Consider the following 25,624-nt stretch of genomic DNA (forward strand, 5'->3'; position numbering starts at 1 on the left):
CTTGCGGGTGAGGACGATCGAGTCCGGCGCGAAGGAGGTCACGGGGCTATCCGTACCGGTCGGGAACGTTCAGTGCAATGAGCCGTCGGACGGGGCGCGGCCGACTTTCCCCGACCTTGCGCGGCGAACGGGCGGCCTCCCGCCCGCGTTCCCTCATCGACAAGGAGCACAAGGAGCACGATGAATCCCCTCAGCACAGCCCCGTCGGCGGTGAGCACATCGCTGCTGGACGACTTCTCCCTGGAGATGACCGGCAAGGACGTGCCCAAGCTGGAGGAGGCCCGGGACTCGATACCGCAGGGCACGCGTATCAACGTCACCTTCCTCGGCAACGAGAATCCGCAGCTGCGCCTGGAGGCCTGCCGGGCGGTGAAGCGCCTCGGCTTCGTGCCGGTGCCGCACCTCTCGGCCCGCCGCCTCGGCTCGCAGGCCGAGTTCGAGGAGTTTCTCGCCGCGCTCCGGGCCGACGACGCCTGCGACAACGTTTTCACCGTCGGCGGCGACCCCGCCCGCCCGCAGGGTCCCTACGAGGACTCCCTCGCCCTGATCGAATCGGGCCTGCTCCAGCAGTACGGCGTGCGCCAGGTCGGCATCAGCGGCTACCCGGAGGGCCACCCGGCCATCTCCGGGGACGCGCTGTGGGCGGCGCTGCGGAACAAGAGCGCGGCCCTCGCCGCTCAGGAGCTGGACGGCGCCGTCATCACCCAGTTCGGTTTCGACGTCGACCCGGTCCTCGCCTGGCTCGAACAGGTCCGCGACCACGGCATCGTGCTCCCGGTGCGCATCGGGGTCCCCGGCCCGGCCGGGGTGCGGCGTCTGCTGTCGTACGCCGCCCGGTTCGGCGTCGGCACCAGCGCGTCCATCGCCAAGAAGTACGGCCTGTCGATCACCAATCTGATGGGGACCGCGGGCCCGGACAGGTTCCTGCGTGCGCTGGCGGAGGGCCACGACCGGGGTCGGCACGGCGAAATCAAGATCCACTTCTATACCTTCGGCGGCCTGCAGGCCACGTCCGAGTGGATCGCCCAGTTCAGGAAGGACAACCTCGTATGACCGTCACACAGGCCGCACCCGCCACCACGGCCAAGAACCGGGCCGGAGCGGGGCATCAGGCGTCGCTGATCGTGCAGGGCGCCGACGCCACCGGCATCGTGGCGGCCGTGACGTCCGTCCTCGGCCGGCACGGCGCCAACATCGTCTCCCTCGACCAGTACTCCGACGACCCGCAGGGCGGCGCCTTCTTCCAGCGCACCGTCTTCGGCCTGGACGGGCTGCGGGCGGCGACTCCCGCTCTGCGCGCCGACTTCGACAAGGACCTGGTGACGAAGTACGGGCTCACCTACACCCTGCGCGACCTGTCCGTGCCGAAGCGGGTCGCGATCTTCGCCTCGAAGTCCGATCACTGTCTGCTCGACCTGCTCTGGCGACACCGTCAGGGGCAACTCCCGGTCTCCGTCGCCATGGTGATCTCCAACCACCCCGACACCGCGGCGGAGGTGCGCGGCTTCGGCATCCCCTTCTTCCACGTCCCCTCGATGGGAGCGGACAAGTCGGCGGCCGAGGCCGAGCACCTGCGCCTGCTCAAGGACAACGTCGACTTCGTCGTCCTCGCCCGCTACATGCAGATCCTGTCCGCCGGGTTCATCGACCAGGTCGGCGTCCCGATCATCAACATCCACCACTCCTTCCTGCCCGCCTTCATCGGCGCCGGCCCCTACGCGAAGGCCAAGGAACGAGGAGTGAAGCTGGTGGGCGCCACCGCCCACTACGTCACCGAGGACCTCGACGAGGGGCCGATCATCGAACAGGACGTCGTGCGGGTCAGCCATGCCGACACCGCCGCCGACCTCGCCCGCCGGGGCGCGGACGTGGAACGCGCCGTCCTCTCCCGTGCGGTGCTGTGGCACGCCGAGGATCGGGTCATCCGCAACGGCAAACACACCATTGTCTTCGCCTGAGCCGTGTATCGCCCGCCCCACTCGCCCCGCCAGGGAAACCCGCCCGAAGCGGGGACCGGGTGAGTCGTTCACCAGCAGAAGGCGGTCCACCACCATGACAACCATGATCGACGGAGAGCGGCTCGCCCGGAGCATTCGGGCCCGGGTCGCCGAACTCGTCGCCGAACGGGTCGCCGAGGCCGTAGGCGTCGGAGGAGCGCCCGGACTGGCGACCGTCCTGGTCGGCGACGACCCGGCCAGTGCCGTCTACGTCGCCGCCAAACGGCGCGCCATCCGCGAAGCCGGCATGCGCGACTTCCACCGCCGCCTCCCGCAGCAGGCCACCCAGAAGCAAGTCGCCGCCGTCATCGACGAGTTGGCGGCCGACCCGGAGGTCTCCGGCATCCTTCTCCAACTCCCGCTGCCGGCAAAGCTCGACGCCGCGTCGCTGATCGACCGGATCCCCGCCGCCAAGGACGTCGACGGGCTGACCACGGCCAGCGTCGGCCGACTGGCCCGCGGCGAGCGCGGATTGCGGCCCTGCACACCGAGCGGTGTCATCGAACTCCTGGACGCCGAAGGCGTCGAACTCCAGGGTGCGCGCGTCGCCGTCGTCGGCTGGGGGCAGCTCGTCGGCCGTCCGCTGGCCCAACTGCTGCTGCGGCGCGGCGCGACGGTCACGGTCGCCCACGAGTTCACCGCCGACCTCGCCGCCGTCACCCGCCCCGCCGACATCGTCGTGGTGGCCGCCGGAGTGCGCGGTCTCATCGGCCCCGAGCACGTCAAGGCCGGCGCCACCGTCATCGACGTCGGCATCCACCGCACGCCCACCGGCCTGACCGGCGACGTCCGCGCAGCCGAACTCGACGGCATCGCCGGCCGCATCACCCCCGTGCCCGGCGGGGTGGGCCCGATGACGATCGCCATGCTCCTGGTCAACACCCTCCGGGCGGCCGAGTGGGACCGTGGGCGACCTCGTTGGGATCTCTGTCCACTGCACCGGCCCACTGCGTCGTAGACTCGCGCCTGTCACGGCTTAATCGTTCTAGAAGCCGTTCAAGAAGCCGTTCTGGCAGCGGGACGAGGGAGTGGGTCGGTATGAGCCGTTCCGGCCGGGTGACGTTGAGCGACGTGGCCGAGGCGGCCGGAGTGTCGCGGGCGACGGTGAGCTTCGTGCTGAACGACGACCCACGGCAGACGATCTCCGCCGCCACCCGCGAGCGGGTGACGGAGGCCGCCCAGGACCTGGGGTACGTCGCGCACGGCATCGCCCGCGCCCTGCGCGAGGGTTCCTCGCGCATCGTCGTGCTCAATGTCGACCGGGGCATGGAGGGCAACTTCTCCCGGAGTTACGTCCGGGGTCTGGACGAGGAACTCGCCGAGCACGACCACATCCTTCTGGTCCGGCACGGACATGCGATTCCGGAGGCCACGCAGAAGGTCCTGGACACGATCGTGCCGCGGGCGGTGCTACGGCTCGGCGAGGTCTATCTGGCGGGACACGCGCCGGACGAGCAGGACTGGGAGAACGGGTTCGCCGCCAACGCCGCGCTGCAGATCGGATATCTCGCGGAGCAGGGGCACGCCCGGATCGCGATGGCCCTGCCCGACCACGAGTTCCCGCTGACCGCGGCCCGCCTCGGCTTCGCCCAGGAGGCCGCCCGGCGGCTCGGACTCCCACCCCTGGAGCGGTTCGTCGTGCCGGGGCCCAGGGAGGTCGGCGCGGTCGCCGTCGAGACGTTCCTGACAGCGCACCCCGAGGTCACGGCCCTCGCGGCTTTCGACGACGACATCGCGCTGCGCAGCCTCACGGCCCTGCGTGACCTGGGACGACGGGTGCCCGAGGACGTGGCCGTGATCGGCTTCGACGAGATCGAGCACGGCTCGCTGTACACCCCCGCGCTCACCACCGTCCATATCGACGCCGAGGTCCTCGGACGGATCGCGGCCCGCAACGCCCTCGGCATCGACATCGGGGCTCTGGCCCCGGTGCCGGGGTGGATCGTCGTCCGCGCGTCGGCCTGAGCGGCGGCGCGCCCGCGCATGACGGCGGAGTTCAGGCAAGCCGTGCGTCGCGACGGTGAGGTTCCGCATTGTGTGCAGAGTGCGGCGCGGACGAGGGCCGGTGCCCGCTCCAAGGCGTCGGTATTCTCGGCCACGCCCAGGTAAATCGATCTAGTGATCTCGTCGGCGAGCGCCGAGGGAATCGGACCGCAGACAGAGCGGGAGCGTCGCATGGACGGCATGGACGGCATGGACGGCATGGACGGCATGACGCGGCAGCGCAGCACGTACGAAGCGGTACTCGGGCTGCGGGAGGCACGGTTCGTGGCGGAGCGTCCGCCGTTGTTCAGCCCCGCGGCCGCGGCCCAGGACGAGGCCAACGCGCGGGGTGCCTTCGGCTACTTCGCGCAGACGCTGCTGCCGCTGGAGTATGCGGGCTGGGTCGAAGAAAGCGCCGCCCATGTCCGTTCCTGCTACATCGGCGACTGGACCGCGCTGCACAAGGTGAGCATCCGGGGACGCCAGGCCCTTGAATTCCTCGGCAGGCTGGGCATGAGGGACCTCGCCCGCTTCGAGACGGGGCAGATCAAACACCATGTGCAGCTCGACGAGAACGGCTGGGTCGCCTCCGAGGGCGTGCTGTGCCGAGTCGGCGTCGAGGAGTTCGTCTACACGGCCGGAAGCTGCGACTGGCTCTTGTGGCAGCTGTCGGAGGGCGGTTGGGACGCGGAGGCGATCGACATCAGCCCGGACGTGTTCATCTTCGGCGTCCAGGGACCCGCGTCCCTGGACGTGTTGGAGAAGCTCACCGGAGACGATCTGACGGACATCGGCTTCAGCCGCAGCAGGATGTCACGGGTCGGCGGGGTCCCGGTGCGCGTGTTGCGGACCGGCATCTCGGGCGAGCTGGGCTACGAACTGCACGGACCGACCGAGCACGCCGACGAGATCTGGTCCGCGGTCGTGACGAGCGGGCAGGACCTCGGCATTCGTCAACTGGGTCTGCGGTCGCAGCCCGTGCAGCACATCGAGGCCGGCATCGCCACCAACGGGCTCGACTATCTCCCCGCCTCGATCCTCACCCCGGGCGCGCCCCGGCAGTTCCGCAGGGGCACACCCGGTGGCAGCTTCGTTCCCCGCAACGGCGCGACCGACTACTTCCGCAAGCCGGGCGAACTCGGCTGGGGGTTCCGCAAGGGCATACCCGAACGCGACTTCCTCGGCCGTGACGCCCTGGCTCGCGATGCCGCGAGCGGAACCCCGGAACGCGTGCTGGTCGGCCTGCGGTGGAACGCGCGGGACGTCGGCGGCGTCCTGACGTCGTTGCTGGGCGACGACGAAGCGCCCGACCAGATGGAACTCCCTCGCGTGGCCGGTCCCTGCTTCGACCAGGTTCTGGCGTCCGGCGATGCGGTGGGAGTGTCCACCGGCCGGACGCTGAGCGTGATCCGGCGAGCGATGATCTCCCTCTGCGTGATCGATCCCGCGTACACGACCCCCGGCACCGAGGTGACCGTGCTGTGGGGGAGGCCCGGAACACCGCAGCGGGAGATCCGGGCCACCGTGTCCGCTCTGCCCTTCAAGACGGACAACCGTCGAACCGACGTCGCCAAGCCCTGACGCAATCCAGCGGCCCAGGACCGGCCGGGCCGGGTGGGCGTCTCGCGGACGCGCGTGCCGCCCGCGAGCTGCCCGTCAGGGGCGGCGTCCGCCGTCGAGGAGCGCTTGGAACGCGTCGGTGACCGGACGGAGCGCGTCGTCGAGCTCGTCGATGTCGACGGCCTCGCCGATCCTGTCCGCCGCGGCCCACTGCCGGAGCACGGCGACGTAGGCGGCCTGCACCGCCCCGCCGATCGCGGCCGGAACCGGAGCGTTCGCATCGAGTCCCGTGCGCTCGCCCACGTATCCGCTGACCGTCTCGGCCCATACCCGCCAGTGCGCGGCGGTCTCCGCGACGAGCGCGGCGTCCTGGTCGAGCACCCGGAAGCGGTCCAGCCAGGAGTGCGGCGCCGCCTCCTGCGACAGGCGCGTCGACCGGACGATCGCGGAGCGCACGGCCGTCATGACGGGTGCGTCGTCGGCGTCGAGGAGCGCTGATCGCAGTCGCTCGACGGCGCGGTCGAACTCGCGCCAGACGATCCCCGCCTTCGAGCCGAAGTAGCGGAACAGCGTCGAGCGCCCGACGCCGCCCGCGGCCATGATGGCCTGCACCGTCGTCGCCTCGTAGCCGTCGCGGAGGAGGAGTTCGAAGGCGACCTCTTCGAGCGCCTCACGGGACGAGGCGGGCGGTCGTCCTCGGCGGGAGGGGGCGTCGGTCATCGTCCGATCCTAGGGCAGCGTATTTTTGGGACCAGGTACCATTAATCCGGAAGCGGCTGATCACCCGCTCCGCCCACCCACCGACCGCACGCCACCCCACCCCCATTCCCACCGCACCGGCCACCCGCCGGGAGACGGATGTCCGAGGAGCCAACGATGCGCGCATGGCAGTTCACCGAAGTCGGAGCACCCCTCACCCTCAACGAGGTGCCGACGCCGACGCCGGCCGCGGACGAACTCGTCGTGCACGTCCGCGCCGCCGGGCTCTGCCACAGTGACGTCGGGTTCCTCGACGGCACGCTGACGGCGCTGCTGCCGTTCCGTCCGATCACCCTCGGCCATGAGATCGCGGGCGTCGTCGCCGCCGTCGGATCGGACGTCACCCAGTTCACCGTCGGTCAGCGGGTCGTCATCCCCGCGGCCATCGAAGGGCCGGGCACCTCGAAGAACGGCGGCTTCGCGGACGAGGTCGTGGTGCTGGAACGACTCGTCGTACCGCTGCCGGACGGGGTGCCGTTCGACCAGGCGGCGGCCGCCACGGACGCGGGTCTCACCTCCTATCACGCGGTCTCCGTGCAGGGGAGGGTGACCGCCGGATCCCGGGTCGGGATCATCGGCCTCGGCGGGCTCGGTTCGCTCGGCGCCCAGGTCGCGCTGGCGCTCGGGGCGACGGTGTTCGTCGCCGAGAAGAACGAGCGCGTCCACGACTTCGCCCGGTCGATCGGCGCCGCGAAGGTCGCGAACGACATCACCGACTTCGCCGGAGAGGACCTCGACGTCGTGATCGACTTCGCCGGCTTCGGGACGACCACCGACGGCGCGATCCACTCCGTCCGCCGGGGCGGCCGCATCGTCCAGGTCGGCCTCGGCCGCGCCCGGGCCGAGATCGACCTGCAGGCGCTCACCCTCAACGAGGTAGAGCTCGTCGGCTCGCAGGCCGGGACGAAGGAGGACTGCGCGGCGGTGCTCGACCTGGTCGCCGAGGGCCGGCTCACCTCGCGCATCACCGAGATCGCGTTCGAGGAGATCGGCGACGGGATCGGCCGCCTCGAGCGCGGCGAGGTCATCGGCAGACTGGTCGCCCTCTTCGGCTGATCTCAGCTCTTCTCGTTCGGTCACAGGTGTTGCCGGGCCGCGCGCCGGCGGCGTTGTTCGGCCGGGTTCGCGACCGGTGCGGCGAGCAACAGCCTTTGCGTGTACGGGTGTTCGGGGCTCGCGGTGATCTCGCCCGCCGGTCCGGTCTCGACGATGTCGCCCCGGTGGATGACGCTCACCCGGTGGCTGATGTGCCGGATGACCGCCAGGTCGTGCGAGATGAAGAGGTAGGCGACCCCGGTGCGCCGCTGGATGTCGACGAGGAGTTCGAGAACGCGGGCCTGGGTGGTGAGATCGAGCGCGGAGACGGGCTCGTCGCACACGATGAGCCGGGGGGCGGGCGCCAGCGCGCGGGCGATGGCGACGCGCTGCCGCTGGCCGCCGCTGAACTCCCGGGGCTGCCGCTGCGCCGCGTCCCCCGGCAGCCCCACCTGGTCGAGGAGTTCCGCGACCCGCTGCCGGGCCGCACCCGGCGCGATGCCCTGCACGACCAGCGGCTCGCTGAGGATGTCGCCGATCGTCAGGGCCGGGTTGAGGGAGGAGTACGGGTCCTGGAACACCACCTGGATGTCCCGGGACAGCGCACGTCGTTCCCTGCGTCCGGCGTGGGTGATGTCGTGGCCCCCGAAGCGGACCGTGCCGCCGCTGGGCGCGGCCAGGCCGAGCACCGACCGGCCGATGGTCGTCTTGCCGGAACCCGACTCGCCGACGACGCCCAGGGTCTCGCCCTGCCCCACGGTGAGCGACACACCGTGGAGCACCTCGTGCGGTCGGGCCCTGAAGCCCCGTCCGGGGTAGGCCACGCGCAGGTCGCTCACCTCCAGCAGGCTGGTCATCGGGACTCCTTCTCCAGGGCGCCCACGGAGGCGGCCGGCGGGTCGGTGCGCAGGGTGGTCTCGTCGAGGATCGAGTCCAGGAGGCCGCGCGTGTACGGGTGGCGGGGTGCGGCGAACAGTTCCTCCGTCGCGCCGGTCTCGACGACCGTGCCCTCCCGCATGACGGCCACCCGGCCGCAGCTGTCCGCGACCACACCGAAGTTGTGGGTCACCAGCAGGACGGCCATGTTCAGGTCCTTCTGCAGATCGCGCAGCAGGTCGAGGATCTCCGCCTGGACGGTGACGTCGAGGGCGGTGGTCGGTTCGTCGGCGATGAGCAGCAGGGGACGGCTGGCGACGGCGCCCGCGATGAGGACCCGCTGGGCCATGCCGCCGGAGATCTGGTGCGGATACGAGCGGAAGGTGCGCTCGGGTTCGGGGATGCCGACCCGGGCGAGCAGCGCCAGGACCCGCTCCCGGGCCTCGGTCCTGGACATGGGCGTCGCGGCGCGCACGCCCTCCACCAGCTGGGCGCCCACCGTGGCCGACGGGTCCAGGTTGGACATCGGCTCCTGGGGCACGTACGCGATGGACGTCCCGCGCACCGCCCGCAGTTCGCGTTCGCTCAGGCCGAGCAGCTCGCGGCCGTCGAGCCGGATCGAACCGCGGGTGACGACCGCCTCCGCGGGCAGCACCCCGAGCACGGCGAACGCGGTCTGCGTCTTGCCGGAGCCGGACTCGCCGACGAGACCGAGGGTCTCCCCGGCCGAGACGCTCAGGGTGACGCCGCTGACGACCTCCTTCAGTTCGCCGGTCGGCGTCGGATAGGCGATGGCCAGGTCCTCGACGGTGAGCAGTCCGGAGCCTGAGGACGTCTGGGTGGCCGGCGGCCGGTACCCGGTGGCGGTGACGATGCGGACCGGCTTCGGACGGCCGCCTTCCAGAGCGTCCCGCAGCGCGTTCCCGAGCAGCACCAGCGAGGCGGTGATGATGCCGAGCATGACGCTGGGCCACAGGAACTGCGACGGCTCCTCGTACAGGTTGGAGAACCCCTCGGAGATCATCGCGCCGAAGCTGGGCACCGTGTTCGAGCCCACGCCCAGGAAGGCCAGGCCGGACTGGACGGCGATCGAGGAACCCGCGAGGAACGCCGTGGCGATGACCACCGGCCCGCGCACCACGGTGAACACATGCCGTCGCAGGATGCGCCGGTCGGGCAGTCCCGACACCCGGGCGGCGTCCACGTACAGCTCGTTCTTCACACCGAGCACGAGGTTGCGTACGAGGCGGTAGATGCCGGGGGAGAGCAGTACCCCGAAGATCAGCATCGTGGCCTTGTAGTCGCCCTTGGTCACCGGCATCAGGACGATGAGCAGGAGCAGCCCCGGGAAGGTCATGATCAGGCTGAACAGCCACTCGGTGACTCCGCGCACGCGCCGCCCGAAGTACCCCCCGACCAGCCCGGACGTGATCCCGATCGCCAGGGCGATGCTCGCGCCGAGCAGCGCCGAGACCACGCTCGTGTTGATGGAGAACAGGAGCCTGGCGTAGATGTCACGTCCGCTCTTGTCCCCGCCGAGCAGATAGCCGTGGTCGCCGACGCCGGCGTTGACGGCGTCCAGGTTCGCCTCGTTGGCGCCGTGGTCGGTGAGGACGGGCGCGAGCAGTCCGAGCAGGACGACGACGATCAGCAGGCCCGCGCTGACGACGGCCTGGGGATCGGAGAGCAGCCGCCGCAGGGTCGACCGGCGGCGCGCGTTCGGGTTCGGCGTTGTCAACTGGTCATCCTCGCCTTCGGGTTGAGCCAGCCGTTGAGGAGATCGACGACGAGGTTGACGGCCACGACGAGCAGCACACCGAAGAGGCTGATGCCCATGATGATCGGCACGTCGCCTTGCAGGGAGGCGTTGAACGCGTACTGGCCGAAGCCGGGCAGCGCGAAGATCTGCTCGACGATCAGTGCGCCGCCGAGCATCTGGATGAACTCCAGGGACAGCACCGTCAGGGCCGGCCCGGCGGAGTTGCGCAGGGCGTGGCGCAGCACGATGGAGCGGGTGGGGATGCCCCGGGTGCGCAGGGTACGGACGTAGTCCTTGCGCAGTTCGCCGATCATCGCGCCGCGGATCTGCGAGGTCAGGCTCGCGACCCCGCCCATCATCAGGGCGACCACGGGGATGGCGATGCTTGCCGCCCAGCGGGCCGGGCTCTCGCCGAAGTCCGTGTAGCCGGTGGCCGGGAACATCTGGAGCTTGATGGCCAGCACGTACACCAGCGCGATGGCGACGAGCAGGCTCGGGACGAGATAGCCGGTCATGGCGGCGGCCTGCGCGAACCGGTCGACGGCGCCGCCGCGCGCGGCGGCGGCCACCCCGAGGGCGACGCTGATGGCGGAGGTGGCCAGCAGCGCGACGACGACGATGGACAGGGTGACGCCGAGCCGGGCGGTGATCGCGGAGCGGACCGGTTCGCTGGTGTAGTAGGAGGTGCCGAGGTCACCGCGCACGGAGTGCGAGAGCCAGTCGACGTACTGGACCGCCAGGGGCCGGTCCAGGCCCATCCGGGTCTTCTGGGCGAGCACCTGCTGGGGCGTGGCGCCGTTGCCGAGGACGCTGCTCGCCACGTCGTCGAAGGACGTGCTGAGCAGCAGGAAGGTGATCATGGTCACCAGGACCGCGAGCACGAGGCCCGCGGTCAGGCGACGCAGCACATAGAGCGTCATGAGGGGCGGCTCACCCGCCGGACCGCGACGAGCCGGCCACGCCGAACTGCCGGACGGTGGACATCGTGGAGGAGCCGTCGCCGAGGTAGGCGATGCCCTTCTTGGTGGCCCAGTCGCTGCCGAGGTAGAAGACGGGGGACAGCCAGGCGTTCTCGACGCCGAACTCGTTGATCTGCCGGTAGATCCCGGCGGACTTCGCCGGGTCGAGCTCCTTGGCGGCCTGGTCGAGCAGCCCGGTCAGCTTCGGGTCGGTGGTGTGGAAGACATTGCGGAAGCCGGCCGGGGTGTAGAAGCTGCGGGTCATGATCGCGTCGGAGGCGAGGCCCTCCACCAGCAGGAACATCGGGTACTTGCCCGACGCGACGGCGGAGGTGGTCTGCTGGGCGGGCACCGGCTCCCAGGTCGCCTTGACGCCGATGTCGGCGAGTGCCTGCGTGAACAGCGGCTCGAAGGGCTTGGTGAAGACAAGGCTCGGCATGGTCACCGAGAAGCCCTTCGGGTAGCCGGCCTCGGCGAGCAGCTTCTTGGCCCCGGCGACGTCGTAGGGGTACTTGGCGTTGAGCGCCTCGTCGTAGGCCTTCCCCTTCGGGTTGAACAGCTGGTCGGTGGCCTTGCCGGAGCCCTGCAGCACCTGGGTGACCATCTTCTGCCGGTCGAAGGCCATGTTGATGGCCTGGCGCACGCGCAGATCGCCCAGTGGCTTCAGCTTGGTGCCGGCGCGGTCGCCGAGGACGAGATAGGCGCCCGCGGTCGCCTCCACATGCGTGATCCGGAAGCCGGCCGCCTTGAGCGCCGACAGCTGCGAGACCTCGGCCGTGCCGGCGTTGGTCTGGCCCGCCTTGAGGGCGTTGGCCGAGGCGGTCCGGTCGGTGATCACGCGGATCTTGACCGTCTTGAAGGGGTACGCCTTCCTGTTCCAGTAGTCGTCACGCCGGTTGAGGACGTACACCGAACCGTTGACGGTGGTCTTGGTGTCGAGGGTGTACGGGCCCGAGCCGACCGGGTTGAGAGCGGTGCGCTTGGCGGCCATCGTCTTCGGGTCGCCGATCACCCCGGGCGCCGTCGACAGGGCGCCGAGCAGCGAGGCGTCGGGCCGGGAGAGCTTGAGGACGACCGTGGAGGCGTCGGGCGTCTCGACCGAGGAGACGGCGGCGAGCGACAGCTGGCTCTGCCCGGGCGTGGAGCGGATCCGGTCCAGGGTGGCCTTCACCGCGTTCGCGTCCACCGGGTCGCCCGAGCTGAACTTCATGCCCGGGCGGATCTTCAGCGTCAGGGCGAGGCCGTCCGCGGAGTACGCCCAGCTCTGCGCTGCGCCGGGGTGCAGCTCGCCCTTGTTGTCCTCGAGCAGGAGCGTGTCGAAGATCGAGTCCCAGACGTAGGTCGACTGACCCTCGATCAGCTGGGCCGGGTCGAACGAGTTGGGCGTGCCGAGGATGGACAGCGCGAGGGTCGCGTCGGCGCCGGAGCCCGACGTCGCGGCCGGGGCGCTGTCGCACGCCGTCGTGGCGGTCGCCAGCAGGGCGACGGCCGCGACGGCGGCCAGCGCCTGCGAGCGCCGGCGCGGCCGTGGCCCGGGCCTGGAATGCGAGGAGCGGATGCGCATGGGTGGATTCCTTCGTCCTGGAACCTGAAGAGCCGAGGCGTTGGTCGGTAGGTCGGTGCGGTCGTGCACGGATGCCTGCCCGGGCCGGCCGATGCACGCGTGGGGGAGTGCGGCGGAGCCCTGGGTGAGGCCGGCATGCGGTGGTGAACAGGGCCGCTGCGGTGGTTGCGGATCCGCCGCTGCGTCCTGCCGCGCGAACAGTTACCACGTGGTCGAATTTCATTCGGAAGGTAAGCCCCGGTGGCGGGCGCGGGAAGAGTGTGGACCGCGTTCGTGACCAGAGCGTTATCTGGCGGAAAATCGCCGTGCCCCGGCCCTTGTGTTCGCGGCGGTCACAGCCCACACTCCGAGCAGACCGTGAAAAGCTATGCCTTGGAAGGTTTTCAGAATCGTGCCCCGGGAGTCGGGAAGAGGATGCGCACTGTGACCCAGGCCAAGACCCGCGGCCCGTACACCAAGACCCCGGCCAGACGGGCGGAGATCGTCCGGGCGGCGCGCGAGAGCTTCGCCGAACACGGCTTCGCGAAGGCCTCCCTGCGGGACATCGCCGAGCGGGCCGGCATCACCCACGCCGGACTGCTGCACCACTTCCGCAACAAGGACGACCTGCTCGCCGCCGTGCTCGCCGAACGCGACAACGAGGAGCGCGAGTACGCCGAGTCACGGGTCCCGGACATGGACCATCTGACGCCGTACCTCGGCGACCTGCTGCTCCACCACCAGAAGGCCCTCGAGCTGATGCGCCTGTGGATCGAACTCGCGGCGGCGGCCTCACGTCCGGAACATCCGGCGCACGACTACTTCGCGGAGCGCTACGCCTGGGGACGCCATCAGTTCGCTCGCGGCATGCGCGTGAAGGCCGGGCAGGGGCAACTGCACGAGGCGCTCGCCCCCGACCACGCCGCCACCCTGCTGCAGGCCGTGCTCAACGGCCTGCAGTTGCAGTGGGCGCTGGACCAGGATCTCGACATCGTCGGCCCGATCCGGGCCTTCATGAGCATGACCTTCCCGCAGGCCGCTGCCGAACGGGGCGGCGAAGCATGAGACCCGGCGCCCTCCCCTGACGCTCCCGGGATCGCTGTACGGGCGTCTCAATCCGCCTTCCCCATGCGGCGGAAGGCGGTGAAGCCGCCGCGGGGGAGCGGGCCCACGGTCGTGCCGTCGGGGAAGACGATCCGAGCGGTGGTGGCCGCCGGGACGTCGACCGCGACGGTGAGCTCGTCGCCGTCCGTCCGCCACTCGACGGCGATCGTGCCCTGCGGCGACTCGTGCGTGCCCCGGGCCCACGGCACCGACGGGTGCGGCACGGGCGCGACCTCGAAGGACTCCCAGGCGATCGACCCCGGTGCCTGGCGCAGCCCGAGAACGTGGGTGTGCAGGAAGCGGACCACCGCACCCTTGCTGTAGTGGTTCAGCGACTCGTGGGCGATGCCGGCGCCGTCGACGCCCTCCCAGTCCTCCCAGACGGTGGTCGCGCCGCCGTCGAGCATGTACAGCCAGGACGGCGCGGTGCGCTGGAGCAGCAACTCGTAGGCGACGTCGGCATGACCGCTGTCGGCGAGCACGGGCAGCAGCTCGCCGGTCGCGAGGAAGCCGGTGCCGAGATGGGTGCCGGCCGCGCGGATCAGCTCGACCAGCCGTCCGGCGGCGGCCTCGCGCAACGCGTCGGGGACGAGCCCGAGGGACAGCGCGCGCACATAGCCGGCCTGGGTGTCGCCGGTGGTGCGTCCGTCGGGGGAGAGGAACTCGGTACGCCAGGCCTCCCGGACCCGCTCGGCGAGCACCGCGTAGCGCTCCGCGTCCGCCGCGCGGTCCAGCACCCGCGCCACGCGGGCCAGGGTCGCCGTCGAGCGGTACAGGTACGCCGTGCCGATCTCGCCCTTGTCGGCCATGAACCAGGCGACGGGATCGTCCTTGACGGGGTCGATGGGAGTGCCGTCGTGCGCCTTCGCCCTCGGTTCGGTCCACTCGCCCCAGTGGAAGGAGCCGTCCCACACGTACTGTTCGTGCGCGAGCGGCTCGGGCGAGCGTTCGATACGGGTGGGATGGCGGGCGGTGCGGGCCGTGTCGAGCGCCCACTCGACCCAGCCGACCATCGCCTCCCAGTTCTCGGCCAGGACCGCCCGGTCGCCGTACGACTCGTACAGCTCCCACGGGACGGCGACGACGGCGTCCCCCCAGCCGGCCGAGCCGGTCATCATGGCGAACTGGTCGTCGAGGTGGTGCTTGATACGGCGTCCGTCGGGCGAGAAGTTGGCGATCCGGCCGTCGGGCAGCTGGTCGTCGCGGACCGAGCGCAGCCATTTGCGGCTGAAGCCCAGCACGTCGTACAGGCGGGTCGCGGTGGGTGCGAAGACCTGGTAGTCGCCGGTCCAGGCGAGACGTTCACGCGTCGGGCAGTCGGTGGGTACGTCGACGGCGTTGCCGCGGAAGCTCCACTCGGCGATCTCGTGGAGGCGGTCGAGATCGGCGTGCCCGCAGCCGAAGGCGCCGGTGCGACGCAGGTCCGAGTGGACGACCCGCATGACGAGGCTCGCCGGGTCGAGCGGGGCGCCCTCGCGGCGGACCCGGACGTACCGGAAACCGTGCACCGTGTGGCGCGGCTCGAACGTCTCGCCCCTACCCGAGGACACGACCTCGTCGCGCTGGACGAAGGGGATCGGGGCCTGGCCGGGGCGCGAGGAGTCCAGATGGGCGGTCGTCAGGTCGCCGTCGGGGCCGAGATGCTCGCCGTGGTCGACGACCGTGCGCGTGCCGGGCGGCCCGAGGTCGCCCAGGGCGATCCGACCGGAGGCGTTCTGGCCGAAGTCGGCGATCCACACGCCGTCCGCGACCTGTTCGACCGAGCGTGCGGGCCGCGACTCGACCACGCGCACCGGCGGCGCCGGCGACCAGTCGACCTCGGGCGCCTCCACCTGGTCGACGAGGACGGGCCCGCCGTCCCCGGGCAGCAGCCGGAAGTCGGTGGTCTGCCCGTCCATGAGGTCGGCCCGGGTGATGGCCGACTCCGCACTCGTCCACGTCCCGTCGGTGCGGACGACCTGCCGTACGCCGTCCTCGTAGAGGATGTGCAGCTCGGCCCGTGCGCCGGGCACCGTGCCCCAGCCCGCCGGGAGGCGGAAGGCGCCCACCTGACCCCGGTACCAGCCGTCGGACAGCACGATCTCGAACCGGTTGGCACCCGCCTCGACGGCGGCCGTGACGTCGGACGCCTGGGCGTACAGCGTGCGGTCGTAGGAGGTGGACCCCGGCGACAGCTCGGCCGTACCGGCGCGCACACCGTTCACGTAAGCCTCGTACACCCCGAGCGCGGTGGCGTACAGCCGTGCCGAACGCACCCCGGCCCGCGCCTCGAACCGGGCCGACAGCACGTACGCGGGCCGGTTGCCGTATCCCGGATCGCCGGACTCGGCGGGACTGATCCAGCGGGCCTCCCAGTCGGCGGCGAGCAGACCCGTCTCGAACGCGTGCCACCGTGACCACGTCGAATCGTCGTCGCCGACCTCGGTGCCGAGCGCCCGGACCCGCCAGGCCACCCGGCGCCCGCTGTCCAGCGCCGCCCACGGCCAGGGGAGGAACCGGTGCCCACCGACGGCGACGCGCACCGCGGGCCGCGCCTCGCCGTCGACGGTGCACTCCACCTCGTACGCCACCGCGTGTGCCGCGCCCGACGGCGGCTTCCATGACAGCCGGGGCGCGGGCCCGGATACGGGGAAGTCGTCACCGCCGCTGTCGATGCTGAGGTCGTACGGTGCGTTGCGCATGCGGTGCCTTCTCGGGACTCGGCGGGACGGGATGTCTGTCGGGGCGGCGGCCGGGAGCCGGTGCTAACGGACCGACTTGATCTTGAACTTGACGATCAGGCCACCGACCAGGGCCAGGACCGCCCCCATCAGATAGAGCTGGGTGTAGTTCTTCTCGCCGCCGTCTTCGACGCCGAGGGTGATGACGAGCGGGGCGATCAGCGGGGCGACCGCGCTGGGGATCTTCTGCGCGAAACCGACGACGGCGAGATAGCGGCCGGCCTCGGCCCGGTCCGGCAGGATCGCGAACACGATCGCCTGGTCGACGGCGCTGAACACCGCGATGGCGAACTGCATCAGCACCGCGCCGACCACCAACTGGGGCAGCGAGTGGGCGAACGCCTCGGTCACGGCCCCGGCGACGAACACCGCGGAGCCGATGAGCGCGAACAGCTTGCGCCGGCCGAGCTTGTCGGAGAGGAAACCGCCCCCGATGGCGCCGCCCGCCGCGGCCACCACGCCGATGGTCCCGATGACCGCCACGATCCCGGCGACCTCCTTGACCGGCAGGTCGAGCCGCTGCGCGTAGAAGAACGTCCCGAAGGCCGTGTTGAAGTACAGGCCCATGAAGAAGACGAAACGGCCGAGCCAGTTCCAGCCGAAGTCCGGATACCTGCGCGGGCTGAAGCCGTAGCTGGCGACCATGCTCCGCAGGGTCACGCCGTCGGCGGCCACGAGCGCGCGGGAGTCGCCCTCGGGCTTGAACACCGGGAACAGGATCACCAGGGCGGCGCCCAGCACACCCGGGACCAGGAACACCAGGAACGTGCTGGAGGCCACCCCATAGGCGAGACCGATGCCGATCACCGGGGCGATCTGGGTCATGACGCTGGTCAGCGCCGACACCCGGCCGCGCTGCTCCTCGGGCACCCGGTCCGCCTGGACGTTCTGGACCGCCTGCCCGGTCGTGGCCCAGCCGAGCATGCCGACGGTCCACGCCAGACCCAGCAGCAGGACCGACGGCGCCAGGGCGACCCCGACGAGCGCGACGGTGCCGAGCAGGGCGCCGCCGATCATGAACGGGGTCCGGCGGCCGAGCGGGGAACGGGTCCGGTCGCTCCAGAGGCCGATCAGCGGGCTCAGGACCAGGTAGAGGAACTGCGCGGACCCGGTGACATAACCGAGCTGTTCCTCGTGGCCGGGCGCCAGGTCGTCGATCCGCACCGCGAGCGAGTAGGAGAGGGGGACCATCAGGGCCAGGGAGCTGCCGAAGCCGGCGGCCATCAGCCAGAGCAGGTAGTCCCGGCCGACCTTCGGCAGCGGCGCCTCGATCTCGGCGGGGTCCTGCGATGACACCGGGGGAGAGGGGATCACCACGCTGACATCCCCGTCGTCTTGGGGCATGAGGATTCCTTTGTCACATGAGCCGCAGGTGGTCAGTCGGCCGTCGTCCGGCCGGGCTTGTGGCCGTCCAGGCCGTACCAGCGTCGGCGCAGGGCGAACGCGGCCGACTTGGGCTTTCGGTCCCGGGTGAACACGCCCTTCTTGTTGCCGTCGACGCGGTGGATGCCGGGCGAGGTCTGGAAGTCGGCGAAGTTCCACACGTGTTCGCCGACGAACTCGGGGATGCGGTCGAAGACCCGGTGGTACATGGCGAGGAAGTCGCTCTGGTACTCCTCGCTCCACGGGGCGTCCCAGACGGAGTGCAGGCCGGGCTGCGTGTCGGCGCCGTACTCGGACATCATGACGGGCTTGCCGAACCGCTCGACCCAACCGCGCAGGTCCTGTTCCAGATACCCCTCGGCCGTCGCGAGATCGCCGGTGAAGAGGTACCAGCCGTAGTAGCGGTTGATGCTCAGGACGTCGAACAGGTCGCCGATCCGGTCGTTCTGCGCCGTCGCGAACATGACGGCCGCGTAGGTGAGCGGCCGGGTCGGGTCGAGCTTGCGGGCCAGCTCGACCAGCGGCTCGAAGTATTCCCGCGCGCCCTCCTCGTTGGAGGCCGGCTCGTTGGCGATGCACCACATCACCACGCTCGGGTGGTTCTTGTCCCGTTCGATCAGCTCCCGCAGATGCTGCGCGTGGACGTCCCGGGTGGTCCCGCCGAAGTTCTCCGGCGCGAAGGTGGGGGTCGGCGGAATGCCGGTGAGCCCGCCCTGGACCCCCAGGTTGAGGCCGACGGCGGCCGTCTCGTCGATGACCACGATGCCTTGGCGGTCGGCGAAGTCCAGCACCTCCTCGGCGTAGGGGTAGTGGGAGGTGCGGAAGGAGTTCGCGCCGGTCCACTGCATGAGCTGGACGTCGTGGACGAGGTAGGCGTCGTCGTGGCCCTTGCCGCGTACGGGGGTGTCCTCGTGCTTGCCGAAGCCGGTGAAGTAGAACGGCTCCCCGTTGATGAGGAATTCGGTGCCGCGCACCTCGACCGTACGAACCCCGAAGGACTGGGCGAAGCTGTCCACGGTCTCGCCGTCCGAGACCAACTCCACGACCAGGTCGTAGAGATAGGCCGCACCCGGCTGCCAGAGCGTGACGTCCTCGATGCGCAGGACGCCCTGTGCGCCGTGTCCCTCCGCGACGGTTCTGCCCGCCTCGTCCACCGCGCGCACCCGCACGGTGACCGCGTCGGCGTGCTCGCCGGCGGTCTCCACGGCGTAGCCGACGGTGCCGGCCGCCCCGTCCCGGCCGGTGACGACGGTGACGTCCTCGACGAACGTCCTCGGGGTGCTGTACAGCCGGACCGGGCGCGCGATGCCCGCGTAGTTGTAGAAGTCGTGCAGATACGACTGCCGTTCGCGGCCGTCGGGGCCGGTGGTGACGGTGCCGGGCGGGATGGTCACGTTCGTCAGCCGGTTGTCGACGCCGACGGTCAGCCGGAACTCGGCGCCGGGCTCGACGATGCCGGTCAGGTCCGCCTCGAACGGCGTGTAGCCGCCGGTGTGTTCGGCCACGAGCCGTTCGTCCACATAGACCTGCGCGGCATGGGTGACCGACCCGAAGCGCAGCACCACGCGCTCGTCGGACCAGCCGCGCGGTACGCGCACCTCGCGCTGATACCAGACGACGCCGACGTGGTCGCGTATCTCCGGGTCGACGAACAGGTCGTTGTAGCTGGCGGGCACGGGCGCTTCGAGCGGCGGGGCGAGCCGTGCGGCCCAGGGGGCGGCGCCGGCCCGGGTGCCGAGAGCGAACCGCCACAGTCCGTCGAGGCCGACGAGGTCGCGGGTGGGGGTGGTACGGGGCGAGAGCATGAGGTTCCTACCGGGGGTCGGGGCGGTCGGGGTGGGCGGCACGACGCGCGCTAAATCGTTTCACCGGCGTCCACGAGGAGCGTGCTGCCCGTCATGAACGCCGAGAGGTCGCCGGCGCAGAACAGCACCACCCGGGCGATGTCGTCGGGCACGCCGAGCCGGCCGAGCGGCCCCGGCCGCATCACGGACAGGATCGCCTCGGAGTCCAGGGGGACGCCGGCCGCCGCGGCCGCCGCCATGTTCCCCTCGGTCGGCACGAAGGTCGGCGCGACGCCCAGCACCCGGATGCCGAACGGGGCGAATTCCAGGGCGAGTTGACGGGTGAGACCATGCGCCGCGTGCTTGGAGCCGACGTACGCGGCGAGCCCGGGGGCCGTCCCACGCAACCCGGCCGTGGAGACGACGTTGACGATGACGCCCCCGTGCCCGGCCTCGCTCATCCGGCGGGCGGCCTCCCGCGAGCCGAGGAAGACCCCGCGGGTGTTCACGGCGAACACCTCGTCGAAGGCCTCGCCGGACATCTCCAGCGCGGGAACGCTGGGGAACACCCCCGCGTTGTTCACCCAGACGTCGATCCCGCCCAGCTCTCGGACGGCGAGGTCGGCGACGGCCACGACGCTGTCGGGGTCGGTGACGTCCAGCCGGGCGGCCAGGGCCCGGCCCGGGCCCCGGCCGCCGAGGTCCTCGGCGACGGCGGTGGCCAGATCGTCCCGGATGTCCGCGACGAGCACGTCGGCTCCCGCTTCGGCCAGCCGCTCGGCGATCGCCCGGCCGAGCCCCCGGCCCGCGCCGGTCACGACGGCGCGCCGCCCGGACAGCGAGACGAGTTCGGCCAGGGACTTGGCGGAGACGTCGGGTACGGATACCTGCACGGTGTGTCCTCCGGGTCGGGGTACGGTCAGATCCGGCCGCGGCGGGCGGTCTCGCCCAGCCAGGCCAGCGAGGGCTTGGGGCGGCGCTCGAAGGTCTCGCGGTCGACCGCGACCAGCCCGAACGTCGGCGCCCAGTGGCCCCACTCGTAGTTGTCGAGCAGGCTCCAGTGCAGATAGCCGCGTACGTCCACCCCGTCGGCGATCGCCTTGCCCAGGTGCTCCAGAGCTTCGCCCGTGTAGGCGATGCGGCGGGTGTCGTCGCCGATGGCGATGCCGTTCTCCGTGATCAGGATCGGCAGGCCGCCGGTGGCCTCGGCGGTGTGCCGCACCGCGATGCTCAGCGCGTCGGGCCGGTAGGCGGTTCCCACCAGCGTGTTGTCCGGGTGCGGCGGATAGGGCTCGATGCCGTCCGGGCCGACCCACTGGCTGGAGTACGACTGCACGCCCACGAAGTCGTCGCCGCGCGACCCCTCCAGGTAGAGATCCTCCCAGACGTGCTCCAGCTCCCGCTTCTTCTCCTCCGCCCCGGGACGGGCCACGAAGGCGCGGTTGGCCACCGTCCAGCCGACCTTGGCGCCGGTGCGCTCGCGCAGCACCTCCCGCGCGGCGTGGTGCGCCTCGACGAGCCGCTCGCCGATGGCCGTGTCGGGGGCGGGCAGTTGCGGGCGCGGGCCGTCGTTGTCGAGGGTCGGGCTCTGCCACTCCCCGTCGGCCTGCGCGCTCTGGAAGGCCCGCGCCATGCCGACCATGATGGCCAGCATGTTCGGCTCGTTCATGGTGAGGACCCACTCGACGCCGTCGAGGATGGGCGCGACCGTCTCGACGTACGTCCGGAACCTGTCAACCGCGCGCTCGCCGAGCCAGCCGCCCTCCTCGGCGAACCAGAGCGGGCTGGTGAAGTGGTGCAGGGTCACGACCGGGGTCAGCCCGAGCTCGAAGGCCGTCTCGATCATGCGCCGGTAGTGGTCGAGTTCGGCGCGCGAGACCAGGCCGGGGAGCGGCTCGATCCGGGCCCACTCGATACCGAAGCGGTAGGCGTTGAGCCCCGCGTCCGCGAGCAGCTGCATGTCCTCGCGGTACCGGTGGTAGCTGTCGCAGGCGTCGCCGCTGCGCTCCATGCCCGGAATGCGGCCTTCGTTGGCCCAGAAGTCGCTGTTGAGGTTGTTGCCCTCGATCTGGTGCGGTGCGGTGGAGGCTCCCCAGAGGAACCCGGGAGGGAATTCGGTCATCGTCGACTGCTTTCCGGCTGACGTGGCGGGCTCGTCGGCGTGCGCGTGCGTGGTGCGCGAGCGCCAACTCTTACCGTGTGGTTAGTTTTCGTTGCGACAGTAGACCGCGGCGGCAGCGGAATCCGGAAGATTGTCGAACGGCTTCGTCATCAGAACGTTATGCGGAGGCAGCGTCCCGGCCGACGGGGTGGAGCAGTTCGGTTCGCCTCAGGGGCGGTGACTGCGGGAACGGGGCCTCGGCATGGGTGGGCCGATCCGCACGTTCCCGCGCCGGTTCAGAGAAGTTCGAGCTCGGGGGCGGCGCGCTGCATCACGGCGTCGCTGCCGCGAGAGAGACCCTCGGGCCGCCCGTGAGCGCCTGCGGAGCGTGCGGCGCCGCGTTCATCGGGCGGCGACATGCTCACGCGTCGGCGGGACCCTGGTCGAAGAGCAGGCGTACGAAGTCGGTGACGGGCCCGACGATGTCGAGGTCCTGATCGAGCACCCACTGCAACTGGAGCCCGTTGAGCACGGCATGGAAGAGGATTGCCGCGCTTTCTGGGCTGACGCCCTCGTGCAGCTTGCCGCGCGCGGCCTCGTCGTTGAATCCTTCGGCGAACTGGGTGCGCCCGCGTTCGTAGCGTTCGGCGAAGTAGGCGTGGGCGGGATGATCCCGTCGCGAAGCCGCGGCGGCGAGCTCGATCCACAGGCGCATCAGCTCGGGCGCCTTCTGGTGGTGGCGGATGAGCTCGGCGAGGTAGGGGGCGAGCTGGTCCGGGCCGTCCACTTCTTCCAGGCCCTGCAGCCATTCCTCCGCATCGCGTTGAGCGAGCACCGCGGCGAGGAGTTCGTCCTTGTTGCTGAAGTGGTGCAGGAGGCCGGCGTGGGTGATGCCGGCTCGTTCCGCGATGTCGCGCAGGGAGGCTTTGGCGTAGCCGTTCTCGGCGAAACTGTCGCGTGCCGCTCGTACGATCTCCGCCTTGCGGGCCGGGGTCCTGGCGTACGGTCCACGTGCCTTTGCTTGGCCCACGGTGCGCTCACTCTCCTCGGCGAAGCCGGTCCGGGACGGTTCTAAGCGGCGGCTGAGCGGTTAAATTCTACCATATGGTTAGGATTCGCGTTTCTCGCTCTGTGACGGTCGCGGACGATCGACAGGCAACGCTCCGGATACGGAGATCGATCGTATCCGTCCTGCGCCGGCCGCGCGGGCCTGTTGATTGCTGTCGGCAAGGGGGCGGCCTCGTGGGGCTGGAGGAGCTGCTCGACGAACGCGAGGGCATGCCCGTGCCGGTCACTTCCGTTCCAGCGCGGCCAGCCGCAGCTCAAGTTGGTCGACCCGGTGCCGTAGCAGGGTGACCTGGGCCTCCAGACTCACTTCGCGTTCCGCCCTGCGTTGAATGCGCGGTGACGCGGCGGCACGTTCGATCACCGCGTCCAGCCGGACCAGGCGCTGAGGCCCGTTGGGGCCGTCCACCAGCCGGGACTGGATCTCGCCGTTGCGGTACCAGGACCGCAGGGCCGAGCGGGACACGCCGGTCTCGGTTTCCGCCTTGGCCAGGGTGACCCAGGGTGTCTCGTCCAGTTGCTCGAACAGCTCCAGCTCGCTCTGCCAGCGCGCGAGCCGGTCCTCCCAGTCCGACGGTGTCTCCATCACACCCTCCCTTCCCCACGGTGACCCTGTCAATGACAGTGTATTGACATGGTTGGGACCATGGAAGCATGCCATTCGAGAGGTTCACCGTGGAAGCCCGCAAAGTCGTCGTCACGGCTCAGGAGGAGGCGAGGCTGCTCAAGCACCACCACATCGACACGGAGCACATCCTGTTGGGGCTGCTCGACGCGCCGGACACGACGGCGGCGAAAGTTCTGCACCAGCTCGGGTACGACAAGGCGACGGCGCAGGCCGATATCGCCGCGGTGGTGAAGCCCGGCACACAGGAGTTGAGCGGCCATATCCCGTTCGCGCCGCGCGCGAAGAAGACGCTGGACCTCGCCCTGCGCGAGGCGCAGCAGCTGCACCACACCTCCATCGGTACGGAACACATCCTGCTCGCCCTGGTCAGGGAAGGTGAGGGCCTCGGCGCGAAGCTCCTTGCCGAGCGGATCAACCCGATCGGCAAGATCCGTGCCGCGGTGCTGGCGTCGGTGGAGGGGTCGCAGGACGTCGCGGCCGGCCCCTGGCCGGCCGGCACCCCCGCCACCGCGGACACCGTGTCCGTCGCCAGCGCGCTGGCCGGCGGCGCACCGGTCGGCAGCCACCATCTGCTGGAGGCGATGCTCCGGGCGGAGAACAGCATGGCGGCCAAGGTGCTGCGCGAACTCGGGGTCGACCCGGACGCGGTCGCCGCCAAGATCGACGAACTGGATCCGGAGACGACCACGGACGCGAACCCGGAGGAGGCAGCCGCGCGCAAGATGGAAATCCGGCTGGTCGACGACGAGGTGCACCTGATCCTGCGGGACCCGACCACGCTCACGGCCGCCAAGAAGGTCGCCGAGCTGTCCGACGGCCCGATCCAGGGCGTCGGGCCGGTCGCCGGCCTGTTCGTCCCGCTCTGGCGGTCGACCAACCAACTGCTGCTACAGGTACAGCGCATGCTCGAACCGGACCCCGAAGACGAGGACGGATCCGCCGCGAGCGACGTGGCCAAGGCCGTGCGCACCGTCCTCGCGCCCCGGCTCCGCCGGTGACTGCCGCGCCCGCGCAGGCGTAGCGCGGCTCCTGGCAGGCCGTCGGCGCGCAGGCCTGCCAGGCATGGGCAGTTGCGCTTGCCGACTCGGGCAAGACGCGAACGCGTTCCGCCGGGCACTGCACCGGCCGGCCCTCATCGTCCGGCGAATCGGAGACAACCATGACGACCCCGACCCCGACCCCAATCTCAACCCCAACCCCAACCCCGATCCCGACCATTCCCCCGACCGCCATCACCATCGTCGGAGCCGGTTTGGGCGGCCTCGCCCTCGCCCGTGTGCTGCACGTCAACGGCATCGACGCCGTCGTCTACGAACGTGAAGCTTCACGCGACGCGCGCGGTCAGGGCGGCATGCTGGATCTGCACTCCGGGACCGGGCAGCGGGCGCTGCGCGAGGCCGGCCTGATCGACCAGTTCCACGCGATCGCCCGTCGTGAAGGCCAGGACCTGCGTCTTCTCGAACCGGACGGCACCCTGCTGCTGCAGGAGGACACGCCCGACGACGCCCCGCTCGATCGACCCGAGGTCGACCGGGCCGATCTGCGCAATCTGCTGCTGGACTCCCTCCCCGCACACGCGGTGCGCTGGGGGCACGCGTTCGAATCCGCCGCCGAGGGCCTGCTGCACTTCGCCGACGGCAGCAGCGCGACCTATGACCTGCTGGTCGGCGCCGACGGCGCCGACTCCCGGGTCCGCGCCCTGCTCACCGACGCCCGACCGGCGCACACCGGCCAGAACGCCGTCGAGCTCGGCATTCCCGACATCGACCGCACCCATCCCGACCTCGCGGCGATGGTCGGGCGCGGCAACTACTGGGTGCTCGGCAACGGACAATCCCTGTCGGCGCAGCGCAACGGCGACGGCCGCGTACGCGTCTACCTCAGCTTCTACAACACTGCTGCGGACTGGTTCGCCACGACTGGGATCCCGTTCGGCGACCCGACTGCCGCCCGGGCACGGCTGATCGACCTGTTCGCCGGCTGGGACGCACGCTTCACCGCACTGATCGCAGCCTGCGACGACACGGTCCTGCCACGGTCGATCAGCACGCTCCCGGTCGGCCTGACCTGGCCGTCGACGCCGGACGTGACGCTGCTGGGCGATGCCGCGCACCTGATGCCGCCGGTCGGGCAGGGCGCCAACATGGCGCTGCTCGACGGCGTCCTGCTCGGCCTTGCGCTGGCCGCGCACCCGGACGACTTTCCCGCCGCCGTCAAGCAATACGAGCGCGAGATGTTCGAACGCACCAGCGCCGTCGGCCGGCAGTCCGCGCAGATCCAGGAAGTTCTGACGGCGCCGGACGCCAGCCGGAAAATGCTCGCGTTCTTCCAGCCGGACTGACGGCGACGGCGACCGAACACGACCAAG

Annotated in this window: 21 protein-coding genes; 9 read left to right on the top strand and 12 right to left on the bottom strand. The window is 70.8% G+C overall.

Annotation, left to right across the window (positions count from 1 at the left end; all coding sequences use genetic code 11):
- Positions 1–180 precede the first annotated feature (180 nt).
- The 5 genes from ACWCPF_RS24105 (at position 181) to ACWCPF_RS24125 (ending at position 5,561) form a co-directional block, all read left to right on the top strand.
- Complete coding sequence (locus ACWCPF_RS24105) at positions 181–1,053, top strand: methylenetetrahydrofolate reductase (RefSeq protein ID WP_451047134.1); 873 nt, start codon at positions 181–183, stop codon at positions 1,051–1,053.
- Positions 1,050–1,958 carry a formyltetrahydrofolate deformylase gene (purU, locus tag ACWCPF_RS24110; RefSeq protein WP_451047135.1) on the top strand — a complete coding sequence of 303 codons (909 nt, stop codon included), beginning with the start codon at positions 1,050–1,052 and terminating at the stop codon, positions 1,956–1,958. Before ACWCPF_RS24105 ends, purU begins: the two co-directional genes overlap by 4 nt.
- Before the next feature lie 94 nt (positions 1,959–2,052).
- Positions 2,053–2,955, top strand: a complete 903-nt coding sequence (locus ACWCPF_RS24115) for a bifunctional 5,10-methylenetetrahydrofolate dehydrogenase/5,10-methenyltetrahydrofolate cyclohydrolase (RefSeq protein WP_451047136.1) — start codon at positions 2,053–2,055, stop codon at positions 2,953–2,955.
- Between the two features lie 80 nt (positions 2,956–3,035).
- Positions 3,036–3,962: a LacI family DNA-binding transcriptional regulator gene (locus ACWCPF_RS24120; RefSeq protein ID WP_451047137.1), complete on the top strand. Its 927-nt coding sequence runs from the start codon at positions 3,036–3,038 to the stop codon at positions 3,960–3,962.
- 210 nt (positions 3,963–4,172) lie between these two features.
- Positions 4,173–5,561, top strand: a complete 1,389-nt coding sequence (locus tag ACWCPF_RS24125) for an aminomethyl transferase family protein (RefSeq protein WP_451047138.1) — start codon at positions 4,173–4,175, stop codon at positions 5,559–5,561.
- 75 nt (positions 5,562–5,636) lie between these two features.
- Here ACWCPF_RS24125 and ACWCPF_RS24130 read toward each other — a convergent pair whose 3' ends face one another.
- Positions 5,637–6,260: an acyl-CoA-like ligand-binding transcription factor gene (locus tag ACWCPF_RS24130; RefSeq protein ID WP_451047139.1), complete on the bottom strand. Its 624-nt coding sequence runs from the start codon at positions 6,258–6,260 to the stop codon at positions 5,637–5,639.
- 156 nt (positions 6,261–6,416) lie between these two features.
- Between ACWCPF_RS24130 and ACWCPF_RS24135 the strand changes: the two genes are divergently transcribed.
- Positions 6,417–7,355 carry a zinc-binding dehydrogenase gene (locus tag ACWCPF_RS24135; protein ID WP_451047140.1) on the top strand — a complete coding sequence of 313 codons (939 nt, stop codon included), beginning with the start codon at positions 6,417–6,419 and terminating at the stop codon, positions 7,353–7,355.
- Between the two features lie 20 nt (positions 7,356–7,375).
- Here the strand turns inward: ACWCPF_RS24135 and ACWCPF_RS24140 are convergent, their stop codons facing one another.
- From ACWCPF_RS24140 to ACWCPF_RS24155, 4 genes are read right to left on the bottom strand one after another with little or no spacing between them, the layout of a single operon-like run.
- On the bottom strand, positions 7,376–8,191 hold the full coding sequence (locus ACWCPF_RS24140) for an ATP-binding cassette domain-containing protein (protein WP_451047141.1): 816 nt from the start codon (positions 8,189–8,191) through the stop codon (positions 7,376–7,378).
- The gene (locus ACWCPF_RS24145) at positions 8,188–9,948 is read right to left on the bottom strand and encodes an ATP-binding cassette domain-containing protein (RefSeq protein ID WP_451047142.1); all 1,761 of its coding nucleotides are present in this window, start codon (positions 9,946–9,948) and stop codon (positions 8,188–8,190) included. Before ACWCPF_RS24145 ends, ACWCPF_RS24140 begins: the two co-directional genes overlap by 4 nt.
- Positions 9,945–10,889: an ABC transporter permease gene (locus ACWCPF_RS24150; RefSeq protein ID WP_451047143.1), complete on the bottom strand. Its 945-nt coding sequence runs from the start codon at positions 10,887–10,889 to the stop codon at positions 9,945–9,947. Before ACWCPF_RS24150 ends, ACWCPF_RS24145 begins: the two co-directional genes overlap by 4 nt.
- 10 nt (positions 10,890–10,899) lie before the next feature.
- Positions 10,900–12,492, bottom strand: a complete 1,593-nt coding sequence (locus tag ACWCPF_RS24155; RefSeq protein ID WP_451047144.1) for an ABC transporter substrate-binding protein — start codon at positions 12,490–12,492, stop codon at positions 10,900–10,902.
- Positions 12,493–12,915: 423 nt separating this feature from the next.
- On the opposite strand from ACWCPF_RS24155, the gene ACWCPF_RS24160 reads away from it, so the two are divergent.
- Positions 12,916–13,536 carry a TetR/AcrR family transcriptional regulator gene (locus ACWCPF_RS24160; protein ID WP_451047256.1) on the top strand — a complete coding sequence of 207 codons (621 nt, stop codon included), beginning with the start codon at positions 12,916–12,918 and terminating at the stop codon, positions 13,534–13,536.
- 47 nt (positions 13,537–13,583) lie between these two features.
- Here ACWCPF_RS24160 and ACWCPF_RS24165 read toward each other — a convergent pair whose 3' ends face one another.
- The 7 genes from ACWCPF_RS24165 to ACWCPF_RS24195 all read right to left on the bottom strand — a co-directional run bounded on the left by ACWCPF_RS24165 (position 13,584) and on the right by ACWCPF_RS24195 (position 23,214).
- Entirely contained in the window at positions 13,584–16,256 is a 2,673-nt protein-coding gene (locus ACWCPF_RS24165; protein WP_451047145.1) for a family 78 glycoside hydrolase catalytic domain, read from the bottom strand.
- A gap of 63 nt (positions 16,257–16,319) precedes the next feature.
- Positions 16,320–17,639: an MFS transporter gene (locus tag ACWCPF_RS24170; RefSeq protein WP_451047146.1), complete on the bottom strand. Its 1,320-nt coding sequence runs from the start codon at positions 17,637–17,639 to the stop codon at positions 16,320–16,322.
- 32 nt (positions 17,640–17,671) lie between these two features.
- Positions 17,672–19,483, bottom strand: coding sequence for a beta-glucuronidase (gene uidA, locus ACWCPF_RS24175; RefSeq protein ID WP_451047147.1), 1,812 nt, complete (start codon positions 19,481–19,483; stop codon positions 17,672–17,674).
- A gap of 50 nt (positions 19,484–19,533) precedes the next feature.
- A complete protein-coding gene (locus ACWCPF_RS24180) occupies positions 19,534–20,355 on the bottom strand; it encodes an SDR family NAD(P)-dependent oxidoreductase (protein WP_451047148.1) in 822 nt (273 codons plus the stop codon).
- Between the two features lie 26 nt (positions 20,356–20,381).
- Positions 20,382–21,584 carry a glycoside hydrolase family 1 protein gene (locus ACWCPF_RS24185; protein ID WP_451047149.1) on the bottom strand — a complete coding sequence of 401 codons (1,203 nt, stop codon included), beginning with the start codon at positions 21,582–21,584 and terminating at the stop codon, positions 20,382–20,384.
- A gap of 400 nt (positions 21,585–21,984) precedes the next feature.
- Positions 21,985–22,593, bottom strand: a complete 609-nt coding sequence (locus ACWCPF_RS24190; protein ID WP_451047150.1) for a TetR/AcrR family transcriptional regulator — start codon at positions 22,591–22,593, stop codon at positions 21,985–21,987.
- Between the two features lie 261 nt (positions 22,594–22,854).
- The gene (locus ACWCPF_RS24195) at positions 22,855–23,214 is read right to left on the bottom strand and encodes an excisionase (protein WP_451047151.1); all 360 of its coding nucleotides are present in this window, start codon (positions 23,212–23,214) and stop codon (positions 22,855–22,857) included.
- 68 nt (positions 23,215–23,282) lie between these two features.
- On the opposite strand from ACWCPF_RS24195, the gene ACWCPF_RS24200 reads away from it, so the two are divergent.
- Both ACWCPF_RS24200 and ACWCPF_RS24205 read left to right on the top strand, forming a co-directional pair.
- Positions 23,283–24,254, top strand: coding sequence for a Clp protease N-terminal domain-containing protein (locus tag ACWCPF_RS24200; protein WP_451047152.1), 972 nt, complete (start codon positions 23,283–23,285; stop codon positions 24,252–24,254).
- A 161-nt stretch (positions 24,255–24,415) separates the two neighbouring features.
- Positions 24,416–25,597, top strand: coding sequence for an FAD-dependent oxidoreductase (locus ACWCPF_RS24205; RefSeq protein WP_451047153.1), 1,182 nt, complete (start codon positions 24,416–24,418; stop codon positions 25,595–25,597).
- Positions 25,598–25,624: the final 27 nt, after the last annotated feature.

It is taken from the genome of Streptomyces sp. NPDC001858, from assembly GCF_053594615.1.